The following is a 22,926-nucleotide window of genomic DNA, read 5'->3' as shown; positions in this document are numbered from 1 at the left end:
GACCTTCTTCGCGGCCCCGGACGGCGGCATCCACGTGCCGGGGTCGTGCCTCACTCGATGCGCAGTTCGCCGGACCCGGGCAGGCTGGTCACCAGGTCGGGGCCCAGCAGCCTGGCCGGGGTGTAGGCGCCGCCGGCCGGCCGCATCTGCATCAGGTAGCCGATCACCGCCAGCGCGCCGGTGACGGTCAGGCTGTAGACATTGACCGTGCGCAGCCGGGCCACCTTGCGCTCGCCACGGGCGTTGCGCGCCTCGCCCCAGACCCAGGTGCCCGACCCGGCGCGCTTGCCGTCGTCCGGCCCGGTGACCTTCCTGCCGATGCGGGCCTTCAGCTGCCGCTGTACCCAGGGCAGCCCCAGCAGCGGCCGGATCAGGTTGGCAAACCTGGCGCCACGGATCATGCCCGGGGAGCCGGGCACGAACACCTCGATGTTGGGGATGCCGGTGGTGTGGTAGGCGGTGGAGACATCGCCCCACGGAATGGTCATGGCGGGCTTCTCGCCGTCGCCGAAGTCGATGCGGCGCACCCGGTAGGCCAGCGGCACCTGGACGATCTTGCCGTCGCGGCGCACCTTGCCGCCCTGCGCCAGCCCCTCGATGGAGGTCTTGGCAGTGCCGGGCGACATGCTGGAGCGGGTGTCGAAGCCCAGCGCGAGATGGGTCGCATCGGGCAGGGCGGCCTTGAGCGCGGCGGCCACGCAGTCGGTGGGGATCACGTCGAATCCCACGCCAGGGCAGATCACCACGCCGGCGGAGCGTGCAAGTTCGTTCAGCGTCTGGGCGTGCTCGAACACCGGGATCTCGCCTGTGATGTCCAGGTAATGGGAGCGGGCGCGCAGGCAGGCCTCCATCATCGGCGCCGCGGTGGCGGAGAAGGGGCCGGCGCAGTGCATCACCAGTTCGCAGCCCGCGAGCTGCGCGTCCAGCCGCGACGCGTCGTCAAGGTCGAAGTGGCGCGCTTCGAGGCCGAGTTCGCCGGCCAGCGCCTCGACCTTGGCGCGGCTGCGGCCGGCCAGCACCGGCCGGTAGCCGCGCCGCACCGCTTCGCGGGCGATCAGCTCGCCGGTGTAGCCGTACGCGCCGTAGATCATCCAGTTCATCTGCTTTTCCATGGGAGGCTCCTGCATGGCCAAGGGCGTGCCGCTGCCCGCCCGGGTAGGTGCCGAACGGTAACCTTGAAGTTAAATTCAATGTCAATGACGCCCGGGAGCCGGCACGGGCGCTCCGGGTGCGTCGTTCCCGGTCGTTTATCGCTGACACGAATCGCAATGAATAAAGCCCCAGGCATACGCTTGACCTTGAAGTTCAGTTCAACGTTAGGGTGCGCGCAGCTGGCCTCTCACGGGTGTGCCAGGGCGACGCAGACAACCTGGGTTCTGCTCGCATATCAGCCATAGCGCAAGCGGAGACAGAGAATGAAACTCGGAAATATTGCGGTGATCACGGGCGTGCTGCTGAGTGCCGTTGCAGCTTCCTCATGGGCGGAGGGCTCCCTCGACGCCGCCCAGCTCGACGGCAGGACCAACCTTGGCGGCCGTGACGTGAGCGTGGTGGCGGGCGGGTTGTACGACCGCTATGAGTCGAACCCGCCGCTGTCGGTGATCGCCGCCGAGGCTCCGGACATCGACCTGAGCTGGTTCCGGGAACTGAAGAAGACCAAGGTCGACATGGGCTTCGAGTCGTATTCACCCAACTTCTACTACAAGAACAACCGGGTGACGGCGGTGTTCACGGCGGACATCGACAGGCTGAGGGAGCTGATGCCCGCCGAGGTCCTGGAGCAGGTCCAGCCGCTTCAGGTGTGGCCAGGCCGGGGCCTGGTGGCGTTCACCGCCTACGCCTACGAATACTGCGACAACGACAGCTACAACGAGATCGCGCTGTCGATCGTCACCAACAAGCCCGGCAACTCCAACCTGGGGCCCGTCACCCTGGTCGGCCAGGCCATGTCCAAGGACTTCTGGGGCTACGTGCTCAAGCTGCCGGTGAACACGGAGCTGGCCGAAGTGCGGGGCGTGGTCGGCTACAACCTGCCGAAGTGGCTGACCGAGATCAACTACCGCGAGACCGACAAGTCGGTCGTCTTCGAGATCATCGACAAGGAGACGGGGAAGGTCGACGTCACCTTCGAGGGCGAGAAGCTCGACGACCTCTCGGACGAGATCGAGATGGTCACCAACAGCTTCACCAACATCGGCCACGACGGCGAACTGGCCTACGGCTATGCGATTTCGCGCCAGCAGAGCCATGCGTCGAGTTCGAGCGAGGAGGCGGTGAAGCTCACCCTGAACGACGGTAGCCTGTCCGCCTACATCGAATCCCTGGGTCTGGGGAAAATGATGAAGTACGAGTATGTGCCGGAATTCCAGAGCGCTCTGTATTCCCCGGAGCCCCTGAAGGCCATGCTGGAACGCGATTGAGTCCGCACGGATTCGAGGAAGGTCAGGCCATGATGGCCTGACCTGATCGCGCTTCAGACCGGGGTCGAGCTTTCGCCCGTCGCCTTTTCCTCCTGCCCGTCTTCGCGAAAGCGGTTCAGCAGCCGTTGCGTGTTGTCGGCGCAGCGCATTCCCTCGGGCTTGGTCTCGATGCCTTCAATGACGATCAGCAGTTGCGCCTTGTTCTGCTCCAGGCGCTTCTGCAGCATTTCGATCTCGCCCACCTTGCGCTTGAGGCTCTCCAGCAGCTCGTCATGCCGCCAGGCATCGGAACTGACCGGCAGCAGGTTGCGGATCTCCTCCAGCGAGAAGCCGGCGTTCTGCGCGCCGGCGATGATCTCCAGAATCCATACCGCCTCGGGACCGTAATCACGGTAGCCGTTCGCCTTGCGCTCCACCGACCTGATCAGGCCGCTCGACTCGTAGAAGCGGATGCGCGAAGCCGTCAGGCCGCTGAGCTTCGCCAGTTCTCCGATTTTCATATCCCACACTCTCGAAAGGCGTTGACATTAAAGTTTACTTTAAACCTACAGTCGAAACGCGGCCAAGTGCGCAAGCGCTCCGGGAAACCCGGAACGGATCGCCGGGGCCGTGGCGGATGGGCGGGGCGGGCAGCGATGCCTTCTGCGGCGTCCCCATCCAGACCCAGCGCAGGAGCGACCGCTCGGACCATGAGCGAAACACGATCGGCCAGCATGCTGTCGATCGTCAGTCTCCACATCACATAGGAGAAACGACTATGGGATACGTCACAACGCAGGACGGGGTTGAGATCTTCTACAAGGACTGGGGCCCACGCGACGCCCAGGCGATCTATTTCCACCACGGCTGGCCGCTCAGCGCCGACGACTGGGATGCGCAGATGCTCTTCTTCCTGGCGCAGGGCTTCCGGGTGATCGCTCACGATCGCCGCGGCCACGGGCGCTCCAGCCAGGTCTGGGACGGCCACGACATGGACCACTACGCCGACGATGTCGCCGCGGTCGTCGAGCACCTGGGCGCACAGAAGGCCATCCACGTCGGCCACTCCACCGGCGGCGGCGAGGTGGTCCGCTACATCGTGCGCCACCCGCAGGACCCCGTGCCCAAGGCGGCGATCATCAGCGCGGTGCCACCGCTGATGGTGAAGACCGAGAGCAACCCGGGCGGCCTGCCGAAGCAGGTGTTCGACGACCTCCAGGCCCAGCTCGCCGCCAACCGCGCGCAGTTCTACCACGACATTCCGGCGGGGCCGTTCTATGGCTACAACCGCCCGGGCGCCAAGCCGTCGGAAGGGATCATCTGGAACTGGTGGCGGCAGGGCATGATGGGTGGCGCCAAGGCTCACTACGACGGCATCGTCGCCTTCTCCCAGACCGACTTCACCGACGACCTCAAGCGCATCACCATCCCCGTGCTGGTGATGCACGGCGACGACGACCAGATCGTCCCCCACGAGAACGCCGGCGTTCTGTCCGCGAAGCTGCTCGGCAACAGCACCCTGAAGATCTACCCGGGCTTCTCCCACGGCATGCCGACGGTCAACGCCGACACCATCAACAACGATCTGCTCGCGTTCGTGCGCAGTTGATTTTCGCGGGGGGCAGGGGCTCGCCCCTGGCCTCCGCCTTTTTACCCGAACGCGTTCGGCTCGCTCCCCGGAAGCCATCATGCCGGCACCCGATCGCCAGGGTTCGCCGTGTCGTTGCGAGGGCGCTATGCGTTGAGTGCCACCAGCGCCTCGGCCAGCGCGCGGGCGGCGGGGCCCATCGGTTCGTCGAGGCGGTGGGCCAGGTAAGCCTCCGATACGGATTCGCCCTCGCGTCCCAGCGAGTGGGTCCTCAGCCGCAGCAGCCGGCCTTCGTCCAGATCACTCTGTACCAGCCACAGCGGCAGCCGCCCCCAGCCGACGCCCGCCAGGATGAGGGCGTGCTTGGCATCCTGGGTGTTGACCCGGCAGGTCTGCGGCGAGATCACGCCGAAGTCGCGGCCCTCGGAGACGCGAGAGGGATCGGAGAGCACGATCTGGAGGTGATCGGCCAGTTCCATGACCCCGATCGGCTGGCCGGCCTCCTGCCTGGCCAGCGGATGCCCGGCGGCCACCACCACGACCTGCGAGACAGAGGACAGGGCCTCGAAGGTGATGCGCGGGTCGCGGAAGTCCTCGCCCACCATGATGGAGAGCGTGCAGCGCTTTTCCTTGAGCGCCTGCAGCGGACCGCCTAGAGGCTCGACCACGACCCTGACCGTGACCGAGGGGTAGATGGCGCGCATCCGGGCGATCGCCACGCCGACCTGCTGGATCGGAAACAGCGTGTCGACGGCAAGCGGCAGTTCCAGCTCCAGGCCGTCGCCCAGTCCGCGCGCCTTGGCCCGCATCGCATCGACGCGCAGCAGGATGTCGCGGGCATTGCCGAGCAGCACCCTGCCTTCCGCCGTCAACACCGGCCGATGCCCGGAGCGGTCGAACAGCAGGACGCCGAGCTGCGCCTCCAGATTGCCGATCGCCACGCTCACGCCCGACTGCACCCGGTACAGCTTGCTGGCGGCGGCGCGAAAACTGCCGGCGTCGGCGACGGTCACGAAGGTCCGCATCTGGTCGAGAGTCAGTGCATCCAGCATGTTCACCTCAATTGATCGACTTGATGAAGATTATATCGCTTATGTCGAACAGCCAGAGGGAGCACTCTTGGAGCACCCCATCACAACCTGCGAGGCAATCCCAATGACCAAGGTCCTGGTGCTCTATTACTCCTCCTATGGCCATATCGAGACGATGGCCGCCGCGGTCGCGGAAGGCGCGCGCCAAGCGGGTGCGTCGGTGGATCTGAAGCGCGTTCCCGAACTCGTACCGGAAGCGGCCGCGAAGCGCGCGGGCTACAAGGCCGACCAGAAGGCCCCGGTCGCCACCGTCGCCGAGCTTGTCGACTACGACGCGATCATCATCGGCACGCCGACCCGCTACGGGAACATGGCGTCACAGATGAAGAACTTCCTCGATCAGACCGGCAGGCTGTGGGCCGAAGACAGGTTCGTCGGCAAGGTGGGCAGCGTCTTCACCTCGACCGGGAGCCAGCATGGCGGTCAGGAAACCACCATCCAGTCCACGCACACCGTGCTCCTGCACCTCGGCATGCTGGTGGTCGGCCTGCCCTACAGCTTCAAGGGCCAGCTGCGGATGGACGAAGTCACCGGCGGCAGCCCCTATGGTGCCTCGACGCTCGCCGACGACGGTGCTGGCGGCGATCGCCAGCCGAGTGACAACGAGCTGGCTGGCGCCCGTTTCCAGGGCCGGCATGTCGCCGGGATCGCCCGCGCGCTGGTCGCCGGGCGCAGGCAAGAGGCGGCGTGATGGCCGGCGCGGCGCACGCAGCGCAAGCCACGTCGACCCGCTGGGCCAGCGTAGCGCTGATCGTCGGCGCCGGCGTCGTGGCGGCGCTGCAGGTGGGCAAGGCCGTGATCGCGGCGCCCATGCTGCAGGCGGACCTGGGCATCGGTCTGGCGGGCATCGGCTGGCTGACGGGAATCTTCGCCGTGCTGGGACTGGTCGGCGGCATACCCACCGGAGCCCTGGTCGCGAGCTTTGGCGGCCGGCGCATCCTGATCCTGGGTCTGCTCACGACGACCCTCGGCGCGGCACTCGGCGCCGTGGCCGCGTCCCTGTCGACGCTCCTGCTGTCGAGGGTGGTCGAGGGCGCGGGTTTTCTCCTGATCACGGTCGCGGCGCCGTCGATCCTGGCCCAGGTGACCGGGCCCTCCCATCGCGATCTCGCGTTCGCCCTCTGGAGCTGCTTCATGCCGGTGGGCATGGCGGTCGCCATGCTCGCGGGGCCGTTGTTCGGGAGCTGGCGGGCGATCTGGTGGACCAGCGGCGGGCTGGCCCTGCTGGTCTGCCTGCTGGTGCCTCTTGTGATTCCGCTCACCGGTGCGTGGCAGCGCTGGTCATGGCGAAGCCTGAACACGACTGCTATCGATGTCTTCAGGGCCAGGAAGCCCGTGCTGCTCGCGGCCATGTTCGCGCTCTACAGCCTGATGTTCTTCGCGTTGTTCAGCTTTCTGCCCGTGCTGCTCATGGAGCGCATGGAGGTGACGCACAGCAGCGCCGGCCTGTTGAGCGCGCTCGCGACAGCGGCGAATATCCTCGGCAACCTGGCCGCGGGCGTTCTGCTGTCGCGCGGCACGGCGCGGGCCACCCTTCTCGCGGGCGCGAGCCTGACGATGGGCCTCGCCAGCCTCGGCATCTTCCTGCCGGTGCTGCCGGACACCGCCACCTTCATGCTCTGTGTCGTCTTCTCGGCCGTGGGCGGGCTGATCCCCGCGGCGCTGCTGTCCGCCGCGCCGATCGCGGCACCCACGGCGGGCCTCGTGCCCGTCGTGCTGGGCCTGATCATCCAGGGCAACAACCTGGGCCAGATCGTCGGCCCCATCGCCATCGGCAGTGCGATACAGGCGTATGGCTGGGGCTCGGCCGCAGCTCTGGTCGCAGGCGCGGCACTGGTGGCTGCCGTGGTCGCCATGTCGCTCGGGCGAGCGCCGCAGGGCGCACGGCAATAAGGCTGCGACGGCGCCGAAGCCAGTCGTATCGAGGAAAGCCCGGGGACTGTCCCTCGGTTTCCCTGCTGGCGGCTCGGGAAGGAGGGAGCGTCTTCCCGGCCGCGGCGCTTTCGGCGGGCACCGGATACTTTGCAGTTTGCCCGCTTCTGCATGAGAATCGTTCTCCTTCGATTCCGGACGTTCCCTCATGACCAGCCACCTGGCCCGCATCCTCATCATCGAGGACGACACCACCCTGTGCGCCCAGCTCGGCGAGCTGCTGCGCGGCCAGGGCTACGCCACCCGCTGCAGCCACCTGGGCGAGGCCGGGCTGGCCATGGCGCTGGACGAGCCGCCGGACCTGGTGCTGCTGGACGTGCTGCTGCCGGACATCAGCGGCCTGGTGGTGCTGCGCCGCCTGCGCGAGCAGCAGCAGACGCCGGTGATCATGCTCACCGCCTGCGGCGCGGAGGAGGAGCGCATCCGCGGTCTGCGCCACGGCGCCGACGACTACCTGCCCAAGCCGTTCAACATCACCGAGCTGCAGCTGCGCATCGACGCGGTACTGCGCCGTACCCGCCCGGCCGAGGCGGGCAGAGGCGCGCAGCCCGGCGACCTGCGGGTGGACGACCTGCACCTGGACCGCCACGCCCTGCAGGCGCGGGTCGGCGAGCGCGAGCTGGCGCTGACGCCGATCCAGTTCCGCTTGCTGTGGCAGCTGGTCAGCCAGCGCGGCGAGGCGCTGAGCAAGCCCTACCTCTACCGCGTGGTGCTGGAGCGCGAATACAGCAGCTACGACCGTGGCCTGGACATGCACGTCAGCCGTATCCGCCGGCGCCTGGCCGAGGCCGGGCTGGCCGCCGACCGCCTGCAGACCCTGCACGGCCGCGGGTACGTCTTCGCATGAAGCGCCAACTGTTCTGGAAGCTGTGCATCGTGATCGCCCTCGGCAGCGTGCTGCTGTTCTGGCTGATCGCCAGGCTGGCCTGGCAGACCGAGGAGCGCATGAGCTTCATCGACCCCGAGCACCAGCGCACGCTCAAGCACTACGGCGCCCAGGCCGAGGCGCTGTACCAGGCCGGCGACCACGACGCCCTGGCGCGCTGGCTGGAGACCCTGCAACAGCAGGAGCAGACCTGGGCGGCGGTGGTCGAGTCCGAAGTGCGGCCGCTGGCGGGCGTACTCAACGAGCGCTTCCACGAAGGCTTCAGCCTGGGCCGCGACGTGTCGTGGAAGATCCATCTGTACTTCCCGGAAAACCCGATCATGGACCTGCCGTTCGCCGACGGCAGGACCCACTTCCTGATCATCCTGCCGCAGCGCATGCGCCCCGGCCTGTACTGGCATTACGTCTGGCTGCTACTGCAGTTCGTGGTGCCGCTGGCCACGCTGGTCGGCGTGTGCTGGCTGCTCTATCGCCACCTGATGCAGCCGCTGGGCCGGCTGGAACAGGCCACCCGCCAGTTCGCCGACGGTGGCTACGGCGTGCGCGTGCGCTCGCTGCTGGGGTCGCGCAACGACGAGCTGGCCAGCCTGGCGGGGACCTTCGACGCCATGGCCGAGCGCACCGGGCAGCTGATCATCGACCAGCGCCAGCGCCTCGCGGACATGTCCCACGAGCTGCGCACGCCGCTGACGCGGATCGAGATGGCGGTCAGCCTGGCCGAGCAGGAGCCGGGCAACCGCCGCCTGCTGGAGCGTATCCGCGGCGAGTGCGGCGAGATGCGCCGCCTGGTGGAGGACGCCCTGACCCTCGGCTGGCTGGAGAACGAGCGCCCGGAGCTGCGCGACGAGACCCTCGACCTCACCGCCCTGGTCGACAGCATCCTCGACGACGCGCGCTTCGAGTTCCCCGACCGGCGCCTGGTCGCCGAGCTTCCCGGCGAGGCCATGCTGGCCGGCAGCAGCCACCGCGCCCTCGGCCAGGCCATCGAGAACGTGGTGCGCAACGCCCTGGACCACACGCCGCCGGGCGGCGAGGTGAGGGTGGCGCTGGCCGAGGCCGGCGACGCCTACCGGCTGACGGTCGCCGACCAGGGGCCGGGCGTGCCCGAGCCATGGCTGGAGCGCATCTTCAGGCCGTTCTTCCGCGCCTCCGGCGAGCGCGCCGGCTTCGGCCTGGGCCTGGCGCTGGCCGAACGCCAGGTGCAGGCCACTGGCGGGCGCATCCTGGCGCGCAACCTGGACGGCGGCGGGTTGCAGCTGGAGCTGCGCCTGCCGCGTGCGTAACAGTTGTAAAAGTGTTTTCCTCGCCGCTCGGCTTGAGGCGAACATTTCTCAGTTGAGAAATATTCACATCGAAGCCGAGGGTAACCCCATGCCGTACCGCCCCTTCCGCCTCTCCCTGCTGGCCAGCGCCGTGCTCGCCGCCGGCATGGCCCAGGCCGCCACCGACCCGGCGCTGGAGCTGGCCGCCACCGCTGTCACCGGCCAGACCGACCGCGCCGAGACGGTCGAGGCCGAGCAGCTGGGGCGCTTCCAGGCCAACGACCTGCAGGACGTGTTCGAGTCCAACCCCGAAATCTCGGTCGGCGGCGGCGCCGGCGTGGCGCAGAAGCTGTACCTGCGCGGCCTCGAGGACACGCTGCTGAACATCAGCATCGACGGCGCCCAGCAGGCCGGGCAGACCTTCCACCACACCGGCCGCATCGGCATCGAGCCGGAACTGCTCAAGCGCGCCGAGGTGCAGGCCGGCACCGGCGACGCCACCGCCGGCCCCGGCGCCCTGGGCGGCGCCATCCGCTTCGTGACCAAGGACCCGGACGACCTGCTGCGCGAGGGCGAGCAGGCCGGCGCGCTGCTCAAGGGCGGCTATTTCAGCAACGGCGAGGGCTACAAGACCAGCGCCAGCGTGTTCGGCCGCTTCAGCGAGGATTGGTCCGCCCTGGCCCTGGCCAGCTACCAGGACCAGAACGACTACGAGGACGGCGGCAACCACGACGTGCTCGGCACCGGCGCCCGGCAGACGCTCGGCTACGCCAAGCTGGTCGGCAAGCTGAGCGAGGCGCAGACCCTGCGCCTGAGCTACGAGGAGCGCCACGACGAGGGCGAGCGCACCCAGCGTCCGCAGTGGATCGTCAGCGGCTTCAACCCGCTCTATCCGCTGCGTACCGAGCGCGAGACCTGGACCCTCAACTACGGCTTCCGGCCCCAGGACAACCCGCTGCTGGACGTCGAGCTGACCGCCTACCACACCGAGACCGAGCTGCAGCAGGACGGCCGCTGGGGCCTGTACTACGGCACCACCCGCAGCGACGGCTTCGACCTGCGCAACACCAGCCACATCGGCGCCCACAGCCTGACCTACGGCGTCGACTACCGCGACGACCGCGGCACCCTCGGCCCGGCCGGCGACCGCTCGCTGGACGGCGAGGACGGCAGTGTCACTGGCTTCTACCTGCAGGACGCCTACCAGGTCACCGAGCGCCTGCTGCTCGGCGCCGGCCTGCGCTACGACCGCTACAAGCTGGACGACCGTGACGGCCAGCGCTTCGACGAGGAGGGCGTCAGCCCCAACCTCAGCCTGCGCTACGAACTGACCCCGGAACTGGCCCTGCTCGCCGGCCACGCCCACGCCCTGCGCGGCCCGCAGGTGCGCGACGCGTTCAAGCTGGATTCGTCCGGCAACGACCCGCGCCTCAAGGCCGAGAAGGCGCGGACCTCCGAGCTGGGCTTCGAGTACCGCGACGGCGGCCTGGAGCTGTCCGCCAAGGGCTACGTCACCCGCATTGAGGACGCCATCGCCGACCCGCTGGGCAGGCCCAACCTGTACGTCAACGTCGGCGACCTGAAGAGCAAGGGCGTGCTGCTGCAGAGCGCCTACCACTGGCAGCGCCTGAGCCTGGGGCTGAGCTATCACCACAACGACGCCCGGGTGGACGGCGAGCGCCTCAACGTCTACGAGTACAACGGCCTCGGCACCAGCCTGGGCGACACCTGGACCGCCTTCGCCGACTACCGTGCCAGCGACACCCTGTCGTTCGGCTGGCAGGGCCGCTTCGTCGAGTCCATCGACGCGCTGCACACCGGCGTCGGCACCGTGGAGAAGCCCGGCTACGGCGTGCACGACCTGTACGCCGAGTGGCTGGCCCTGGGCGACGACCGCCTGACCCTGACGCTGACCCTGAAGAACCTGTTCGACAAGGAATACCTGGACCATGCCAGCAACGAGGACTTCGAGCACATCCCCGACTACGAGGGCGTGCGCGGCTCCAACGAACCGGGGCGCGAGTTGCGCCTGGGGGTTGCCTGGCGCATTTGATCCAGGGAGGCGGAGCACTTCGAGGGAAGGCTATCTATTAGGAATGGGCCCCAGGGCCGCGTAGCGGCATGAACAAGCCATCGGGCAGCTCGGGACCTGAGTCCCCGTCAGGAGGCCGAGCGGAGGTGTCGTGCAATCCCGGATTTCATCCGGGCTACGCTGAGTTGCCGGCCGAAGGTGCGCACGGCGCACCCTACGAGTCAGTCCACCCCTTTGGTGGGTATATAGCGCTAAAGGCCCGCCGAGCCCCGCTTGGCGGGCTTTTTTGTGCAGCATTTCTGACGCTTCGTTGCGTATCGAAAACAATCATTCACACACGCGACAACCGGGTGCAAAACGGCGGCAACTTTTGATTGCTAACACGGAATCTTGGTCCTAAAGTTCGCGCCCGAACGCTCATGCTGGAAACGATCCATCCGGCTCAAGTACTGACGACGAGAGAGTCGGAGGCTCTTGCAGAACCACCCTGGCGTTGTTGCTCCGCCTTGCCGTAGCCGGTCTACTGCCTGCGGCGAAGCGCCTGGCCATGATGATTCTGCAAGAGCCTCCGGTGCTGCGACTGCGGCGACTCGGCGACATGCCTTGGGAAGTAGGCGAACCAAAGTGGGGAAACTGATCAGGCGTTCGCGGCTCGAAAAACAGAGCCACTCCCTCTTTCCGATAACGTTTTGCCATTTGGAGTCCCGAGCATGTCGATCAAGGTCGAAGACTATTTCGCACCCGAAACCTTCAAGCGCATGAAGGCGTTCGCCGATCACCAGGAAACCCCCTTCGTGGTGATCGACAAGCAGACCATCGCCAATTCCTACGATCAGCTGGTGTCCTGCTTTCCCTTCGCCAAGATCTACTACGCGGTGAAGGCCAACCCGGCCATCGAGATCACCGAGCTGCTGCGCGACAAGGGCTCCAACTTCGACATCGCCTCGATCTACGAGCTGGACAAGGTCATGAGCGCCGGCGTCGGCCCGGAGCGCATCAGCTACGGCAACACCATCAAGAAGGCCCGTGACATCCGATACTTCTTCGAGAAGGGCGTGCGCCTGTTCGCCACCGACTCGGAGGCGGACCTGCGCAACATCGCCAAGGCCGCACCGGGCTCGAAGATCTACGTGCGCATCCTCACCGAGGGTTCCACCTCGGCCGACTGGCCGTTGTCGCGCAAGTTCGGCTGCAACCCGGACATGGCCCTGGACCTGCTGATCCTGGCCAAGCAGCTGGGCCTGGTGCCCTACGGCATCTCCTTCCACGTCGGCTCGCAGCAGCGCGACATCGACGTGTGGGACGCCGCCATCGCCAAGGTCAAGGTGATCTTCGAGCGCCTCAAGGAAGAGGACGGCATCACCCTGCAGATGATCAACATGGGCGGCGGCTTCCCGGCCAACTACATCCAGCGCACCAACGACCTGGAGACCTACGCCGAGGAGATCACCCGCTTCCTCAAGGAAGACTTCGGCGACGAGCTGCCGGAGATCATCCTCGAGCCGGGTCGTTCGCTGATCGCCAACGCCGGCTTCCTGGTCTCGGAAGTGGTGCTGATCGCCCGCAAGTCGCGTACCGCGGTCGAACGCTGGGTATACACCGACGTGGGCAAGTTCAGCGGCCTGATCGAAACCATGGACGAGGCCATCAAGTTCCCGATCTGGACCGAGCGCAAGGGCGAGATGGAAGAAGTGATCATCGCCGGCCCGACCTGCGACAGCGCCGACATCATGTACGAGAACTACAAGTACGGCCTGCCGCTCAACCTCTCCAGCGGCGACCGCCTGTACTGGCTGTCCACCGGCGCCTACACCACCAGCTACAGCGCGGTGGAATTCAACGGCTTCCCGCCGCTGAAGGCCTTCTATCTCTGAGTGACCCCGGCAGTCCGCGAGTCGCCCCGAACGGGGCGCTCGCGGTGCCGCCTTCCTCCGCGCCGGGCGCCGCAAGGGCGTCTTCCAGCACGCATTCCTGATCCTTTCCTTTACACAAGCCGTCCGTTCGGGGCGGGGCTTCCGGCTGCCTGGCGAATCCTGCCCCAGTCCAGGCATGACGCGGCTTTGGCGCCTATCCGGCGAGTCCTTTCACCGCTGCTGGAACGATCGAGTGTTAATGCGAGTGTGTCGCGATTGTAAATATTTCGTAAATGTATTGTTGTGCTTAATGCAAATAATTAGCATTCCGTCGCCTTGCATGCCGCGGGACCCACCGGGACCCGATTGGCTTCTTATAAATGGGGAGGGATGAAATGACGATTCGCAGCCGTAAGCATCGGAACAACAGACAGCTGGCAGCACTGGTAGTCGCCGCGGTACCGGCCATGAGCCTGAGCGTTCAGGCCGAGGAAGTGAAGGACATCAACCTGCCGGCCACCAGCATCACCTCGAAGGCCGAGGGCCAGTACCGCGTCACCAAGAGCGCCAACGCCAAGATGACCGAGCCCCTGCTCGACACGCCCAAGACCATCCAGGTCATCAATAAGGAAGTGATGCGCGAACAGGGCGCCACCACCCTGGTGGAAGCACTGCGCAACACCCCCGGCATCACCCTGCAGATGGGCGAGAACGGCAACACCGCCCTCGGCGACACCTTCATGATGCGCGGCTTCTCCACCCAGAACTCCACCTTCGTCGACGGCGTGCGCGACCTGGGCGCGATCACCCGCGACGTGTTCAACACCGAGCAGGTCGAAGTGGTCAAGGGCCCGTCCGGCACCGACAGCGGCCGCGGCTCGGCCTCCGGCTACATCAACATGGTGTCCAAGCTGCCGTCGCTGGAGAACAGCATCAACGGCACCCTCGGCTACGGCACCGCCGACAAGAAGGCCATCACCGCCGACATCAACCAGCGGATCGGCGACGGCTCCGCCGTGCGCCTGAACCTGGCGCGCCGCGATGGCGGCGTCGACGAGCGCGACTACGTGGAGAACACCAACTTCGGCATCGCGCCCTCCATCGCCTTCGGCCTCGACGGCGACACCCGCGTCTACCTGTACTCCTACCACCTGCGCCAGGAGAACGTGCCGGACGGCGGCATCCCGGCCATCGGCATGGACGGCTACTACAACGCCAACCCGCTGCTCGACGCCGCGCCCAAGGTCGACCGGGAGAACTTCTACGGCTCGCCGAGCGACTACGAGGACGCCCAGGCGGACATGTTCACCCTCAAGCTGGAACATGACCTGAACGACGTCACCACCGTGCGCAACCTGTCGCGCTGGGGCCGCTCCAGCATCGATCGCGTGCTGACCGGCGCCTTCAGCATCGCCGCGCCGGCCACCGCCGACCGCAGCACCTGGACCGTCACCCGCTCGCGCCAGTACGCCGACCAGGCAAACGACGTGCTCGCCAACCTGACCAACCTGACCACCGAGTTCGACACCTTCGGCCTGCGCAACGCGCTGTCCGCCGGCATCGAGTTCAGCAAGGAAGAGCAGCTGACCCGTTCGGGCGCCGTCACCGGCCTGACCAGCGCCGCGGCCAACCTGTACGACCCCAACCCCCACGACCCGATGGCTTCGCCGTTCAAGACCGGCGCCCGCAACGCCGGCGAGACCACCTCGGCGGCCCTCTACGTGTTCGACACCCTGCACCTGAACGAGCAGTGGTCGGTCAACGGCGGCCTGCGCTACGAAGACTACGAGACCGACTACAAGACCCGCGCCGTCGACGGCACCGTGGCCAAGCTGAACGTCTCCGACCAGTTGCTGACCTGGAACGCCGGCGTGGTCTTCAAGCCGCTGCCCAACGGCAGCATCTACCTGTCCTACGCCGACTCGCAGACCCCGCCGGGCAACAGCTTCACCATCAGCTCCGCGGCCGGCAACATCAACAACCCCTCGGCCGACCCGCAGGAAACCCGCCATGTGGAGCTGGGCACCAAGTGGGACCTGCTCGACGACCAGCTGAGCCTGACCCTGGCGGCCTACCGCACCGAGAACGAAAACCAGGTCACCCAGGACGAGATCACCCTGCAAAGCGTCCAGGAAGGCAAGACCCGGGTCGATGGCGTGGAACTGGGCGTGGTCGGCCAGATCACCGACAACTGGCAGATCACCGCCGGCGTGGCCCACATGAAGACCAAGCAGCTCGACCAGCAGAGTGTGAACGCCACCAGCGGCGTGGTCACCGAGACCACCGGCGTGCGCTGGTCGCCCGAGTGGACCGGCACCCTGTGGACCACCTACACCCTGGGCAAGCTCACCCTCGGCGGCGGTGCCCGCTACATCGACGAGCAGAAGCGCTTGATCACCTCGGGCACGGCCGTCAACGCCGCCACCACCTCGCTGGCCTACGTGCCGTCGTACTGGGTGGCCGACGCCATGGCCGCCTACCAGCTGACCGAGAACGTCAACCTGCGCCTGAACGTCTACAACCTGTTCGACGAGGACTACTTCGACGTCAACAACGGCGGCTCCCGCGTCCGCTACGGCCAGCCCCGCTCGGCGATGTTCACTACCGAACTGGCGTTCTGACCCCGCCCCGCAAGCTGAAGCCCGCGCCTTGCGCGGGCTTCTTGCATTCAGGGGAATCCGTAGCCCGGATGCAATCCGGGAGGGGCGTGCGGGAATGTACCCTCGATGTGCAGCCTGTAGGCGCGAGCTCTGCTCGCGAACATTTGTGGGCAAAGCTTCGCGAGCAGAGCTTGCTCCTACAACAGTGCCGCGTGCCAACGGGACATCGCCAAGGTAAAGACTGGGTAAACACGGCCCAGTTGGAAATGCTTCCTATCTAGAATTGCGCCACCCAAGGGCTCCGGCCCGTTGTCCAAGGTATTCATCGTGTTCAAGAAAGTCCTTTTCCAGCTGCACTGGTTCCTCGGCATCAGTGCCGGCCTGGTGCTCGCCATCATGGGGGTGACCGGCGCGCTCTACAGCTTCGAGGGCGAGATCATGCGCGCCCTCAACCCCGACACCCTGAAGGTGGAAGTGCGCGAGGGCGGCACCCTGGCGCCCGGCGAGCTGGTGGCGAAGATCGAGGCCGCCAGCGGCGACAAGGTGTCCGGGCTGTGGGTGGAGAACGACAGCGGCAGCGCCGCGCGGGTGTTCTTCACCCCGCCGCCGGGCGAGCGCCGCGGGCCGATGCGCTTCTTCGACCCCTACACCGGCGAGCTGCTCGGCGAGCCCTCCGGCCAGGGCTTCTTCCGCTTCGTCCTGCAACTGCACCGCTGGCTCGCCATGGGCGACACGGGCAAGCAGCTGACCGGCGCGAGCACCCTGGCGCTGATCTTCTTCTGCCTGTCCGGCCTCTACCTGCGCTGGCCGCGCAAGGCGCTGAGCTGGCGGACTTGGCTGACCTTCGACTGGGCCAAGAAGGGCCGCGCCTTCAACTGGGACCTGCACGCCGTGGCCGGCACCTGGGTGCTGCTGTTCTACCTCTGCGCGGCGCTGACCGGCCTGTTCTGGTCCTATGACTGGTATCGCTCGGGCCTCAACAGCCTGCTGTCGGACGCGCCGTCCGGCCAGCAGCGCGGCGAGGGCCAGCGCGGCGAAGGCCGTGGCCAGCGCCAGGGCGGACGCGGCGCCGAGGCGCCCGCCGGGCCGCCGTTGGTGGTCGACTACGACGCGGTGTGGCAGAGCGTCCGGCAGACCGCCGGCCCGGGCATGGTGGCCTGGAACCTGCGCCTGCCGCCGGCCGGTGGCCAGCCGATCAGCGTCTCCTACCTGCTGGACGACGCCCAGCACCCGCGCGCGTCCAACCAGATCCAGCTCGACCCGGTCAGCGGCAAGGTGTCTCGCCACGAGCTGTTCACCGACAAGAGCTTCAAGGCCCAGCTGCTGGCCAGCGTCTACGCCCTGCACGTCGGCGAATACTTCGGCCTGCCGGGACGCATCCTGATGATGCTGGCGAGTGCCGCCATGCCGGTGTTCTTCGTCACCGGCTGGCTGCTCTACCTCGACCGCCGGCGCAAGAAGCGCGCGGTCAGGGCGGCGCGTGGCGCCCTGGGCGGGGCGGCGGGCGGCGAGGGCTGGCTGGTCGGTTTCGCCAGCCAGAGCGGTTTCGCCGAGCAGCTCGCCTGGCAGACCGCCGGCCAGCTGCAGGCCGCCGGCCTGGCGGTGCGGGTCGAGCCCCTGGCGAAGCTGGATGAAGCCAGCCTGCGCCAGGCGACGCGCGCGCTGTTCGTGGTCAGCACCTTTGGCGATGGCGAGGCGCCGGACAGCGCCCGCGGCTTCGAGCGCAAGGTGCTCGACGGCTCGCTGGCGCTGGAGCAGCTGAGCTACGCGGTGCTGGCCCTGGGCGACCGCCAGTACCAGCAGTTCTGCGGCTTCGCCCGCCGCCTCGGCGACTGGCTCTCTCGCCAGGGCGCGCAGCGCCTGTTCGACTCGGTTGAAGTGGACGGCAACGACAGCCTGGCGCTGCAGCAGTGGCAACAGCAGCTCGGCGAACTGACCGGCGCGGCGCCGCTGGCGCTCACCGAAACCCCCTGGGACGGCTGGACCCTGGACCGCCGCGAGCTGCTCAATCCGGGCAGCCAGGGCGCGCCGACCTACCTGCTCGGCCTGGCGCCGCCGGCGCTACGCGACTGGCAGGCGGGCGACATCCTGGAAATCCTGCCGCGCCATCCGCAGGCCAGGGTCGCCGAATGGCTGCAGCGCCATCAGCTCGATGGCGCCATTCCGGTCGAGGTCGACGGCCTCGCCATGAGCCTGGCCGAGGCGCTGGCCGGCCGGCAGCTGCCGGAGAGCTTCGCCCACCTGGTCGGCCTGCACGCCCAGGCGCTGGTCGAGGCCCTGGTGCCGCTCGGCTCGCGGGAATACTCCATCGCCTCCGTGCCCAGCGACGGCGTGCTGGAGCTGATCGTGCGCCAGGAGCGGCGCAGCGACGGCAGCCTGGGGCTGGGCTCCGGCTGGCTCACCGAATACATCGCCGAGGGCGGCCAGGTGCTGGCGCGGCTGCGCCGCAACAGCGGCTTCCACCTGCCGGACGACGACCGCCCGCTGATCCTGATCGGCAACGGCACCGGGCTGGCCGGCCTGCGCTCGCTGCTGCGCGCACGCATCCTCGCCGGCCAGACGCGCAACTGGCTGCTGTTCGGCGAGCGCAACCGCGCCCACGACTACTACTGCGGCGCGGAACTCGACGCGGCGCTGGCGGGCGGCGACCTGCAGCGCCTCGACCTGGCCTTCTCCCGCGACCAGGCCGGGAAGGTCTACGTGCAGGACCTGCTGCGCCAGCACGGCGAAACGCTGCGCCAGTGGCTGGCCGACGGCGCCGCGCTGTACGTCTGCGGCAGCCTGGAAGGCATGGCCGGCGGCGTCGACGCGGTGCTGCACGACCTGCTCGGCGCCGACGCGGTGCAGGCGCTGGTCGAGGAAGGCCGCTACCGCCGCGACGTCTACTGACGCCGCCGTCCCCCGCGACGCTTCCCGTCGCGGGGGCGGGGCTTTAAGCTCGGCCCATGACCCGACCAATTCTGCTCAACTGCGACATGGGTGAAAGCTACGGCGCCTGGCGCATGGGCGACGACGCCCACGCCATGCCGCTGGTGGACCAGGCCAACCTGGCCTGCGGCTTCCACGCCGGCGACCCGCTGATCATGCAGCGCAGCGTGGCCCTGGCCGTGCAGCACGGCGTGGCCATCGGCGCCCATCCTTCCTACCCCGACCTGCAGGGCTTCGGCCGCCGCCACCTGAGCTGCTCGCCGGAGGAAGTCACGGCGCTGGTGCTGTACCAGCTCGGCGCGCTGGACGCCTTCTGCCGCAGCGCCGGCGCCGAGGTCGCCTACGTCAAGCCGCATGGTGCGCTGTACAACGACCTGGTGCGCGACGACGCCCTGTTCGCGGCGGTGCTGCGGGCCTGCGCCGACTACCGGCGCGGCCTGCCGCTGATGACCCTGGCCCTGGCCGACAACGCCCGCGAACGGCGCATGGCCGAGGCCGCCGGGGTGCCGCTGCTGTTCGAGGCCTTCGCCGACCGTGCCTACCTGGCCGACGGCCAGCTGGCGCCGCGCCGCCTGTCCGGCGCGGTGCACCACGATCCCCAGCGGATTCTCGACCAAGCCCTGGCCATCGCGGCCGGCGAGCCGTTCCCGGACATCGACGGCGCGCCCCTGCGGTTGCGCGCCGACAGCCTCTGCGTGCATGGCGACAACGCCGAGTCGCTGGCCGTGCTGCGCAGGCTGCGCGCCCGTCTGGACGGCCTGTGATCCGCTGCGAACCGGTCGGCGCCGAGGCTTTGCGGCTGGTGCTGGCCGAGCGGCCTGACCCGCTCCTGCCACTGCGCATCGCCCGCCTGGCCGAACGCATCCGCCGTGAACTGGGCGGGCTGGTGATCGACCTGGTGCCGGGCTGGACCGACCTGCTGCTGCACTACGACCTGCTGCGCACCGACCATCGGCAACTGAGCGAGCGCGTCGCGCCGCTGCTGGAGGCGTGGCTGGCCGAGCCGGCCGCCGCCGAGAGTGGGCGGCTGCATCGCCTACCGGTCTGGTATGTGGGCGAGGACCTGGCCGAGGTGGCCCGCGCCTGCGGGCTCTCCGTTGAGCGGGTGATCGAGCTGCACGCCGGCGCCGAATACCGGGTGGGCGCCATCGGCTTCGCGCCCGGCTTCGCCTATCTGGGCGGGCTGGACGCGCGCCTGGCCCTGCCGCGCCGGGCCACGCCCCGCACCTGGGTGCCGGCCGGCAGCCTGGCCATCGCCGAGCGGCAGACGGCGGTGTATCCGCAGGCATCCCCGGGCGGCTGGCACCTGATCGGGCTGTGCCCGACGCCGCTGTTCGACGCCGCCCAGGTGCCGCCCTGTCCGCTGGCGCCGGGCGACCGGGTGCGTTTCGAGCCGGTCGACGAGGCTGCCTACCGGCGGGCGTGCGGGGCGTGAGCGGGCTGCGGGTGCTCAGGCCGGGGCCGCTGAGCCTGCTGCAGGATGGCGGTCGCTTCGGCTGGCAGCACCTCGGCGTGTCGCCGGCCGGCCCGGTGGACTGGCAGGCGGCGGCCTGGGCCAACCGCCTGTTGGACAATGCCTGGGGCACACCGCTGCTGGAAATCGCGCTGGGCGATGTGGAACTGGAATGCCGCGTCGCCACCTGGCTGGCGCTGACCGGCGCCGATGCGCCGGCCGAGCTGGACGGCGCGCCGCTGCCGGCCTGGTCGCGCTTCGCCGTGCAGCCCGGCCAGCGCCTGCGCATCGGTTTCGCCCGCAGCGGCCAGCGCCTGTACCTGGCGTCGGCCGGTGGCTTCGCCGCTGATCCGGTGCTGGGCAGCGTCGCCACCCAGGCACGGGAGGGCCTCGGTGGCCTGGACGGCCAGGGCGGCGCCCTGCGCGAGGGTGACCTGCTGGCCTGTGCTGCCGCTGTCCGCTCGCACGCCGCCAGCGTGCCCTGGGTCCTCCGCCCGGAGGCCGAGGCGCCCTTGCGCGTGATGGTCGGCGGCGACGCGGCGAACTTCGCCGCCGAGCAGCTGGAAGCCTTCTTCTCCCACACCTGGCGCCTCTCGCCGCGTTCGGACCGGATGGGTGCGCGCCTGCTGGGCGAGGCCCTGGCGCCGCCGCTCCGCCAGTGGTCCCAGGGCGTGAGCCGCGGCGCCATCCAGGTGCCGCCGGACGGCCAGCCGATCATCCTGCAGGCCGACCGCCAGACCATGGGCGGCTACCCGGTCCTCGGCTGGCTCTACCCCCGCGATCTGTGGCGCCTGGCCCAGCGCCCGCCCAACGGCCCGCTGCGCTTCGTCCGCGGCGACCTCGCCGAAGCCCAGGCGGAGCTGCGCGATTTCTATCGCTTCTTCGGTCGCTGACCGGCTCTCAGGAGGCGATGGCCTCGGCGTGGTGGCAGGCCACCTGGCGGCCGCCGACCGGGCGCAGTTCCGGCACTTCCACCCGGCAGCGCTTGGTGGCGTGGGGGCAGCGCTTGTGGAAGGCGCAGCCGGGCGGCGGGTCCAGCGGGTTGGGCAGCTCGCCGGCGATGGCGATCCGCGGGCGGTCCGGGTTCGGGCGAAGGGTCGGGGTCGCCGAGAGCAGGGCGCGGGTGTAGGGGTGCAGCGGGCGCTCGTAGATGGGCCCGGCCGGGCCGGTCTCGACGGCGCGGCCGAGGTACATCACCAGCAGGTCGTTGGCCATGTGCCGCACCACCGCCAGGTTGTGGGAGATGAACACGTAGCCGGTGCCGAACTGGTCCTGCAGGTCCATGAACAGGTTGAGCACCTGGGCCTGGATCGACACGTCCAGGGCCGAGGTCGGCTCGTCCGCCACCAGCACCCTGGGGTTCAGCATCATGGCCCGGGCCAGGGCGATGCGCTGGCGCTGGCCGCCGGAGAACATGTGCGGGTAGCGCTGGTAGTGCTCGGGGCGCAGGCCGACCTGCTGCATCATCGCCTGCACCCGCTCGCGGCGCTCGGCGCGGGACAGCGGGGTGTTGATCGCCAGCGGCTCGGCCAGCTGGTCGCCGATCTTCTGTCGCGGGTTGAGCGAGGCGTAGGGGTTCTGGAACACCATCTGCACGTCGCGCCGCAGTTGCCGGCGCCGGGCCTTGTCGGCGCCGGTCACTTCCTGGCCTGCGATGCGCAGGCTGCCGGCGCTGGGCTCCTCGATCAGGGTCAGGGCGCGGGCCAGGGTCGACTTGCCGCAGCCCGACTCGCCGACCACTGCCAGGGTCCTGCCGGCGGCCAGGGCGAAGGACACCCCGTTGAGCGCCCGCACCAGCGCGGCGGGCCGGAACAGCCCGCGCGACACCTCGTAGTGGCGGGTCAGCTCGCGAGCCTCGAGTACGACGCTCATCAGGCCACCTCCGCGGACAGGTTGAGGGGGTAGAAGCAGCGCACCGCGCCGCGGGCGTGGGGCTCCAGCGCCGGGCGCTGTTCGTGGCAGCGCGGCTGGGCGTAGGGGCAGCGCGGCGACAGCAGGCAGCCGTCGGGGCGGTCGTAGCGGCCGGGCACGATGCCGGGCAGGGTGGCCAGGCGTTCTGCGCCCAGGTTGTGTTCGGGAATGGCCTGCAGCAGCGCCTCGGTGTAGGGGTGGGTCGGGGCGTCGAACAGCGCCGGCACCCGGCCGATCTCCACCGCCTGCCCGGCGTACATCACGCAGACGCGCTGGGCGGTCTCGGCGACCACCGCCAGGTCGTGGGTGATCAGCACCAGGCCCATGCCCTCGCTGCGCTGCAGGTCGAGCAGCAGCGCCATGATCTGCGCCTGGATGGTCACGTCCAGCGCCGTGGTCGGCTCGTCGGCGATCAGCAGCCGCGGTTCGGCGGCGATGGCCATGGCGATTGCCACGCGCTGGCTCATGCCACCGGAGAGCTGGTGCGGGTAGGCGTCGAGCCGGCTGGCGGCGGCGGGAATCTCGACCCGCTCCAGCAGTTGCAGGGCTCGGGCACGGGCGGCTTTGCCCCGCAGCCCGAGGTGCTGGCGCAGCACCTCTTCGATCTGGAAGCCGACCGTGTAGCTGGGGTTGAGCGCCGTCATCGGGTCCTGGAACACCATCGCCAGGTCCTTGCCGACCACCTTGCGCCGCTGCCGGCCCTTGAGGGCGAGCATGTCGTGACCGTCGAAGCGCAGGCGGTCGGCGCGGACGATGCCGGGGGCGTCGACCAGTCCCATCAGCGCCATCATGGTCACCGACTTGCCGGAGCCGGACTCGCCGACGATGGCCAGCACCTCGCCCCGCTCCACAGACAGGTCCAGGCCATCCACCACCGGCACGGCGTCGGCGCCGCCGAAGCGCACGGACAGGTTGCGGATTTCCAGCAGGCTCATGAGTCGGCCTTCGTGTGGGGACGGTGCGCACGGCGCACCCTACGGGGTGGGGTAGG

18 protein-coding genes are annotated in these 22,926 nt (G+C 68.7%); 13 read left to right on the top strand and 5 right to left on the bottom strand.

What is annotated here, in order from left to right; all coding sequences use genetic code 11:
* Nucleotides 1-50: 50 nt before the first annotated feature.
* The gene (locus N5D30_RS03150; RefSeq protein WP_279907620.1) at nt 51-1,133 is read right to left on the bottom strand and encodes a saccharopine dehydrogenase NADP-binding domain-containing protein; all 1,083 of its coding nucleotides are present in this window, start codon (nt 1,131-1,133) and stop codon (nt 51-53) included.
* 282 nt (nt 1,134-1,415) lie between these two features.
* Here N5D30_RS03150 and N5D30_RS03145 point away from each other — a divergent pair, with 282 nt between their 5' ends.
* Nucleotides 1,416-2,420, top strand: coding sequence for an acetoacetate decarboxylase (ADC) (locus N5D30_RS03145; protein WP_279907619.1), 1,005 nt, complete (start codon nt 1,416-1,418; stop codon nt 2,418-2,420).
* A gap of 53 nt (nt 2,421-2,473) precedes the next feature.
* Here N5D30_RS03145 and N5D30_RS03140 read toward each other — a convergent pair whose 3' ends face one another.
* Nucleotides 2,474-2,920: a MerR family transcriptional regulator gene (locus N5D30_RS03140; protein WP_220812029.1), complete on the bottom strand. Its 447-nt coding sequence runs from the start codon at nt 2,918-2,920 to the stop codon at nt 2,474-2,476.
* 257 nt (nt 2,921-3,177) lie between these two features.
* Between N5D30_RS03140 and N5D30_RS03135 the strand changes: the two genes are divergently transcribed.
* Entirely contained in the window at nt 3,178-4,008 is an 831-nt protein-coding gene (locus N5D30_RS03135; protein WP_279907618.1) for an alpha/beta hydrolase, read from the top strand.
* Nucleotides 4,009-4,133: 125 nt separating this feature from the next.
* Here N5D30_RS03135 and N5D30_RS03130 read toward each other — a convergent pair whose 3' ends face one another.
* A complete protein-coding gene (locus N5D30_RS03130; RefSeq protein WP_279907617.1) occupies nt 4,134-5,039 on the bottom strand; it encodes a LysR family transcriptional regulator in 906 nt (301 codons plus the stop codon).
* Nucleotides 5,040-5,142: 103 nt separating this feature from the next.
* Here N5D30_RS03130 and wrbA point away from each other — a divergent pair, with 103 nt between their 5' ends.
* The 11 genes from wrbA (at nt 5,143) to N5D30_RS03075 (ending at nt 20,917) form a co-directional block, all read left to right on the top strand.
* Complete coding sequence (wrbA, locus tag N5D30_RS03125) at nt 5,143-5,769, top strand: NAD(P)H:quinone oxidoreductase (RefSeq protein WP_279907616.1); 627 nt, start codon at nt 5,143-5,145, stop codon at nt 5,767-5,769.
* On the top strand, nt 5,769-6,971 hold the full coding sequence (locus N5D30_RS03120) for an MFS transporter (protein ID WP_279907615.1): 1,203 nt from the start codon (nt 5,769-5,771) through the stop codon (nt 6,969-6,971). Before wrbA ends, N5D30_RS03120 begins: the two co-directional genes overlap by 1 nt.
* Before the next feature lie 187 nt (nt 6,972-7,158).
* The gene (locus tag N5D30_RS03115) at nt 7,159-7,857 is read left to right on the top strand and encodes a response regulator transcription factor (protein ID WP_279902721.1); all 699 of its coding nucleotides are present in this window, start codon (nt 7,159-7,161) and stop codon (nt 7,855-7,857) included.
* Complete coding sequence (locus tag N5D30_RS03110; RefSeq protein WP_279907614.1) at nt 7,854-9,179, top strand: sensor histidine kinase; 1,326 nt, start codon at nt 7,854-7,856, stop codon at nt 9,177-9,179. Before N5D30_RS03115 ends, N5D30_RS03110 begins: the two co-directional genes overlap by 4 nt.
* Before the next feature lie 88 nt (nt 9,180-9,267).
* The gene (locus N5D30_RS03105) at nt 9,268-11,211 is read left to right on the top strand and encodes a TonB-dependent receptor (protein ID WP_279907612.1); all 1,944 of its coding nucleotides are present in this window, start codon (nt 9,268-9,270) and stop codon (nt 11,209-11,211) included.
* 689 nt (nt 11,212-11,900) lie between these two features.
* On the top strand, nt 11,901-13,064 hold the full coding sequence (locus tag N5D30_RS03100) for a type III PLP-dependent enzyme (protein WP_220812045.1): 1,164 nt from the start codon (nt 11,901-11,903) through the stop codon (nt 13,062-13,064).
* 359 nt (nt 13,065-13,423) lie between these two features.
* A complete protein-coding gene (locus tag N5D30_RS03095; RefSeq protein WP_347881407.1) occupies nt 13,424-15,664 on the top strand; it encodes a catecholate siderophore receptor Fiu in 2,241 nt (746 codons plus the stop codon).
* A gap of 306 nt (nt 15,665-15,970) precedes the next feature.
* Nucleotides 15,971-18,532 (top strand): sulfite reductase flavoprotein subunit alpha, encoded by a 2,562-nt coding sequence (locus N5D30_RS03090; RefSeq protein WP_279907610.1) that lies wholly within the window; start codon nt 15,971-15,973, stop codon nt 18,530-18,532.
* Nucleotides 18,533-18,588: 56 nt separating this feature from the next.
* Nucleotides 18,589-19,335, top strand: coding sequence for a LamB/YcsF family protein (locus N5D30_RS03085; RefSeq protein ID WP_279907608.1), 747 nt, complete (start codon nt 18,589-18,591; stop codon nt 19,333-19,335).
* Nucleotides 19,332-20,006, top strand: coding sequence for a 5-oxoprolinase subunit PxpB (gene pxpB / locus N5D30_RS03080; protein ID WP_279907607.1), 675 nt, complete (start codon nt 19,332-19,334; stop codon nt 20,004-20,006). The genes N5D30_RS03085 and pxpB overlap by 4 nt, the downstream gene beginning before the upstream one ends.
* Nucleotides 20,003-20,917: a biotin-dependent carboxyltransferase family protein gene (locus tag N5D30_RS03075; RefSeq protein ID WP_279907605.1), complete on the top strand. Its 915-nt coding sequence runs from the start codon at nt 20,003-20,005 to the stop codon at nt 20,915-20,917. The genes pxpB and N5D30_RS03075 overlap by 4 nt, the downstream gene beginning before the upstream one ends.
* 7 nt (nt 20,918-20,924) lie before the next feature.
* Here the strand turns inward: N5D30_RS03075 and N5D30_RS03070 are convergent, their stop codons facing one another.
* Entirely contained in the window at nt 20,925-21,896 is a 972-nt protein-coding gene (locus N5D30_RS03070) for an ABC transporter ATP-binding protein (RefSeq protein ID WP_279907603.1), read from the bottom strand.
* The gene (locus N5D30_RS03065; RefSeq protein ID WP_220812065.1) at nt 21,896-22,870 is read right to left on the bottom strand and encodes an ABC transporter ATP-binding protein; all 975 of its coding nucleotides are present in this window, start codon (nt 22,868-22,870) and stop codon (nt 21,896-21,898) included. The genes N5D30_RS03070 and N5D30_RS03065 overlap by 1 nt, the downstream gene beginning before the upstream one ends.
* Nucleotides 22,871-22,926: the final 56 nt, after the last annotated feature.

The organism is Pseudomonas sp. GD03875 (genome assembly GCF_029840585.1).
Lineage (GTDB): Bacteria > Pseudomonadota > Gammaproteobacteria > Pseudomonadales > Pseudomonadaceae > Aquipseudomonas > Aquipseudomonas paralcaligenes.
The sequence above is the reverse complement of the archived record's forward strand: the minus strand, read 5'-3'. Positions and strand labels throughout refer to the sequence as shown.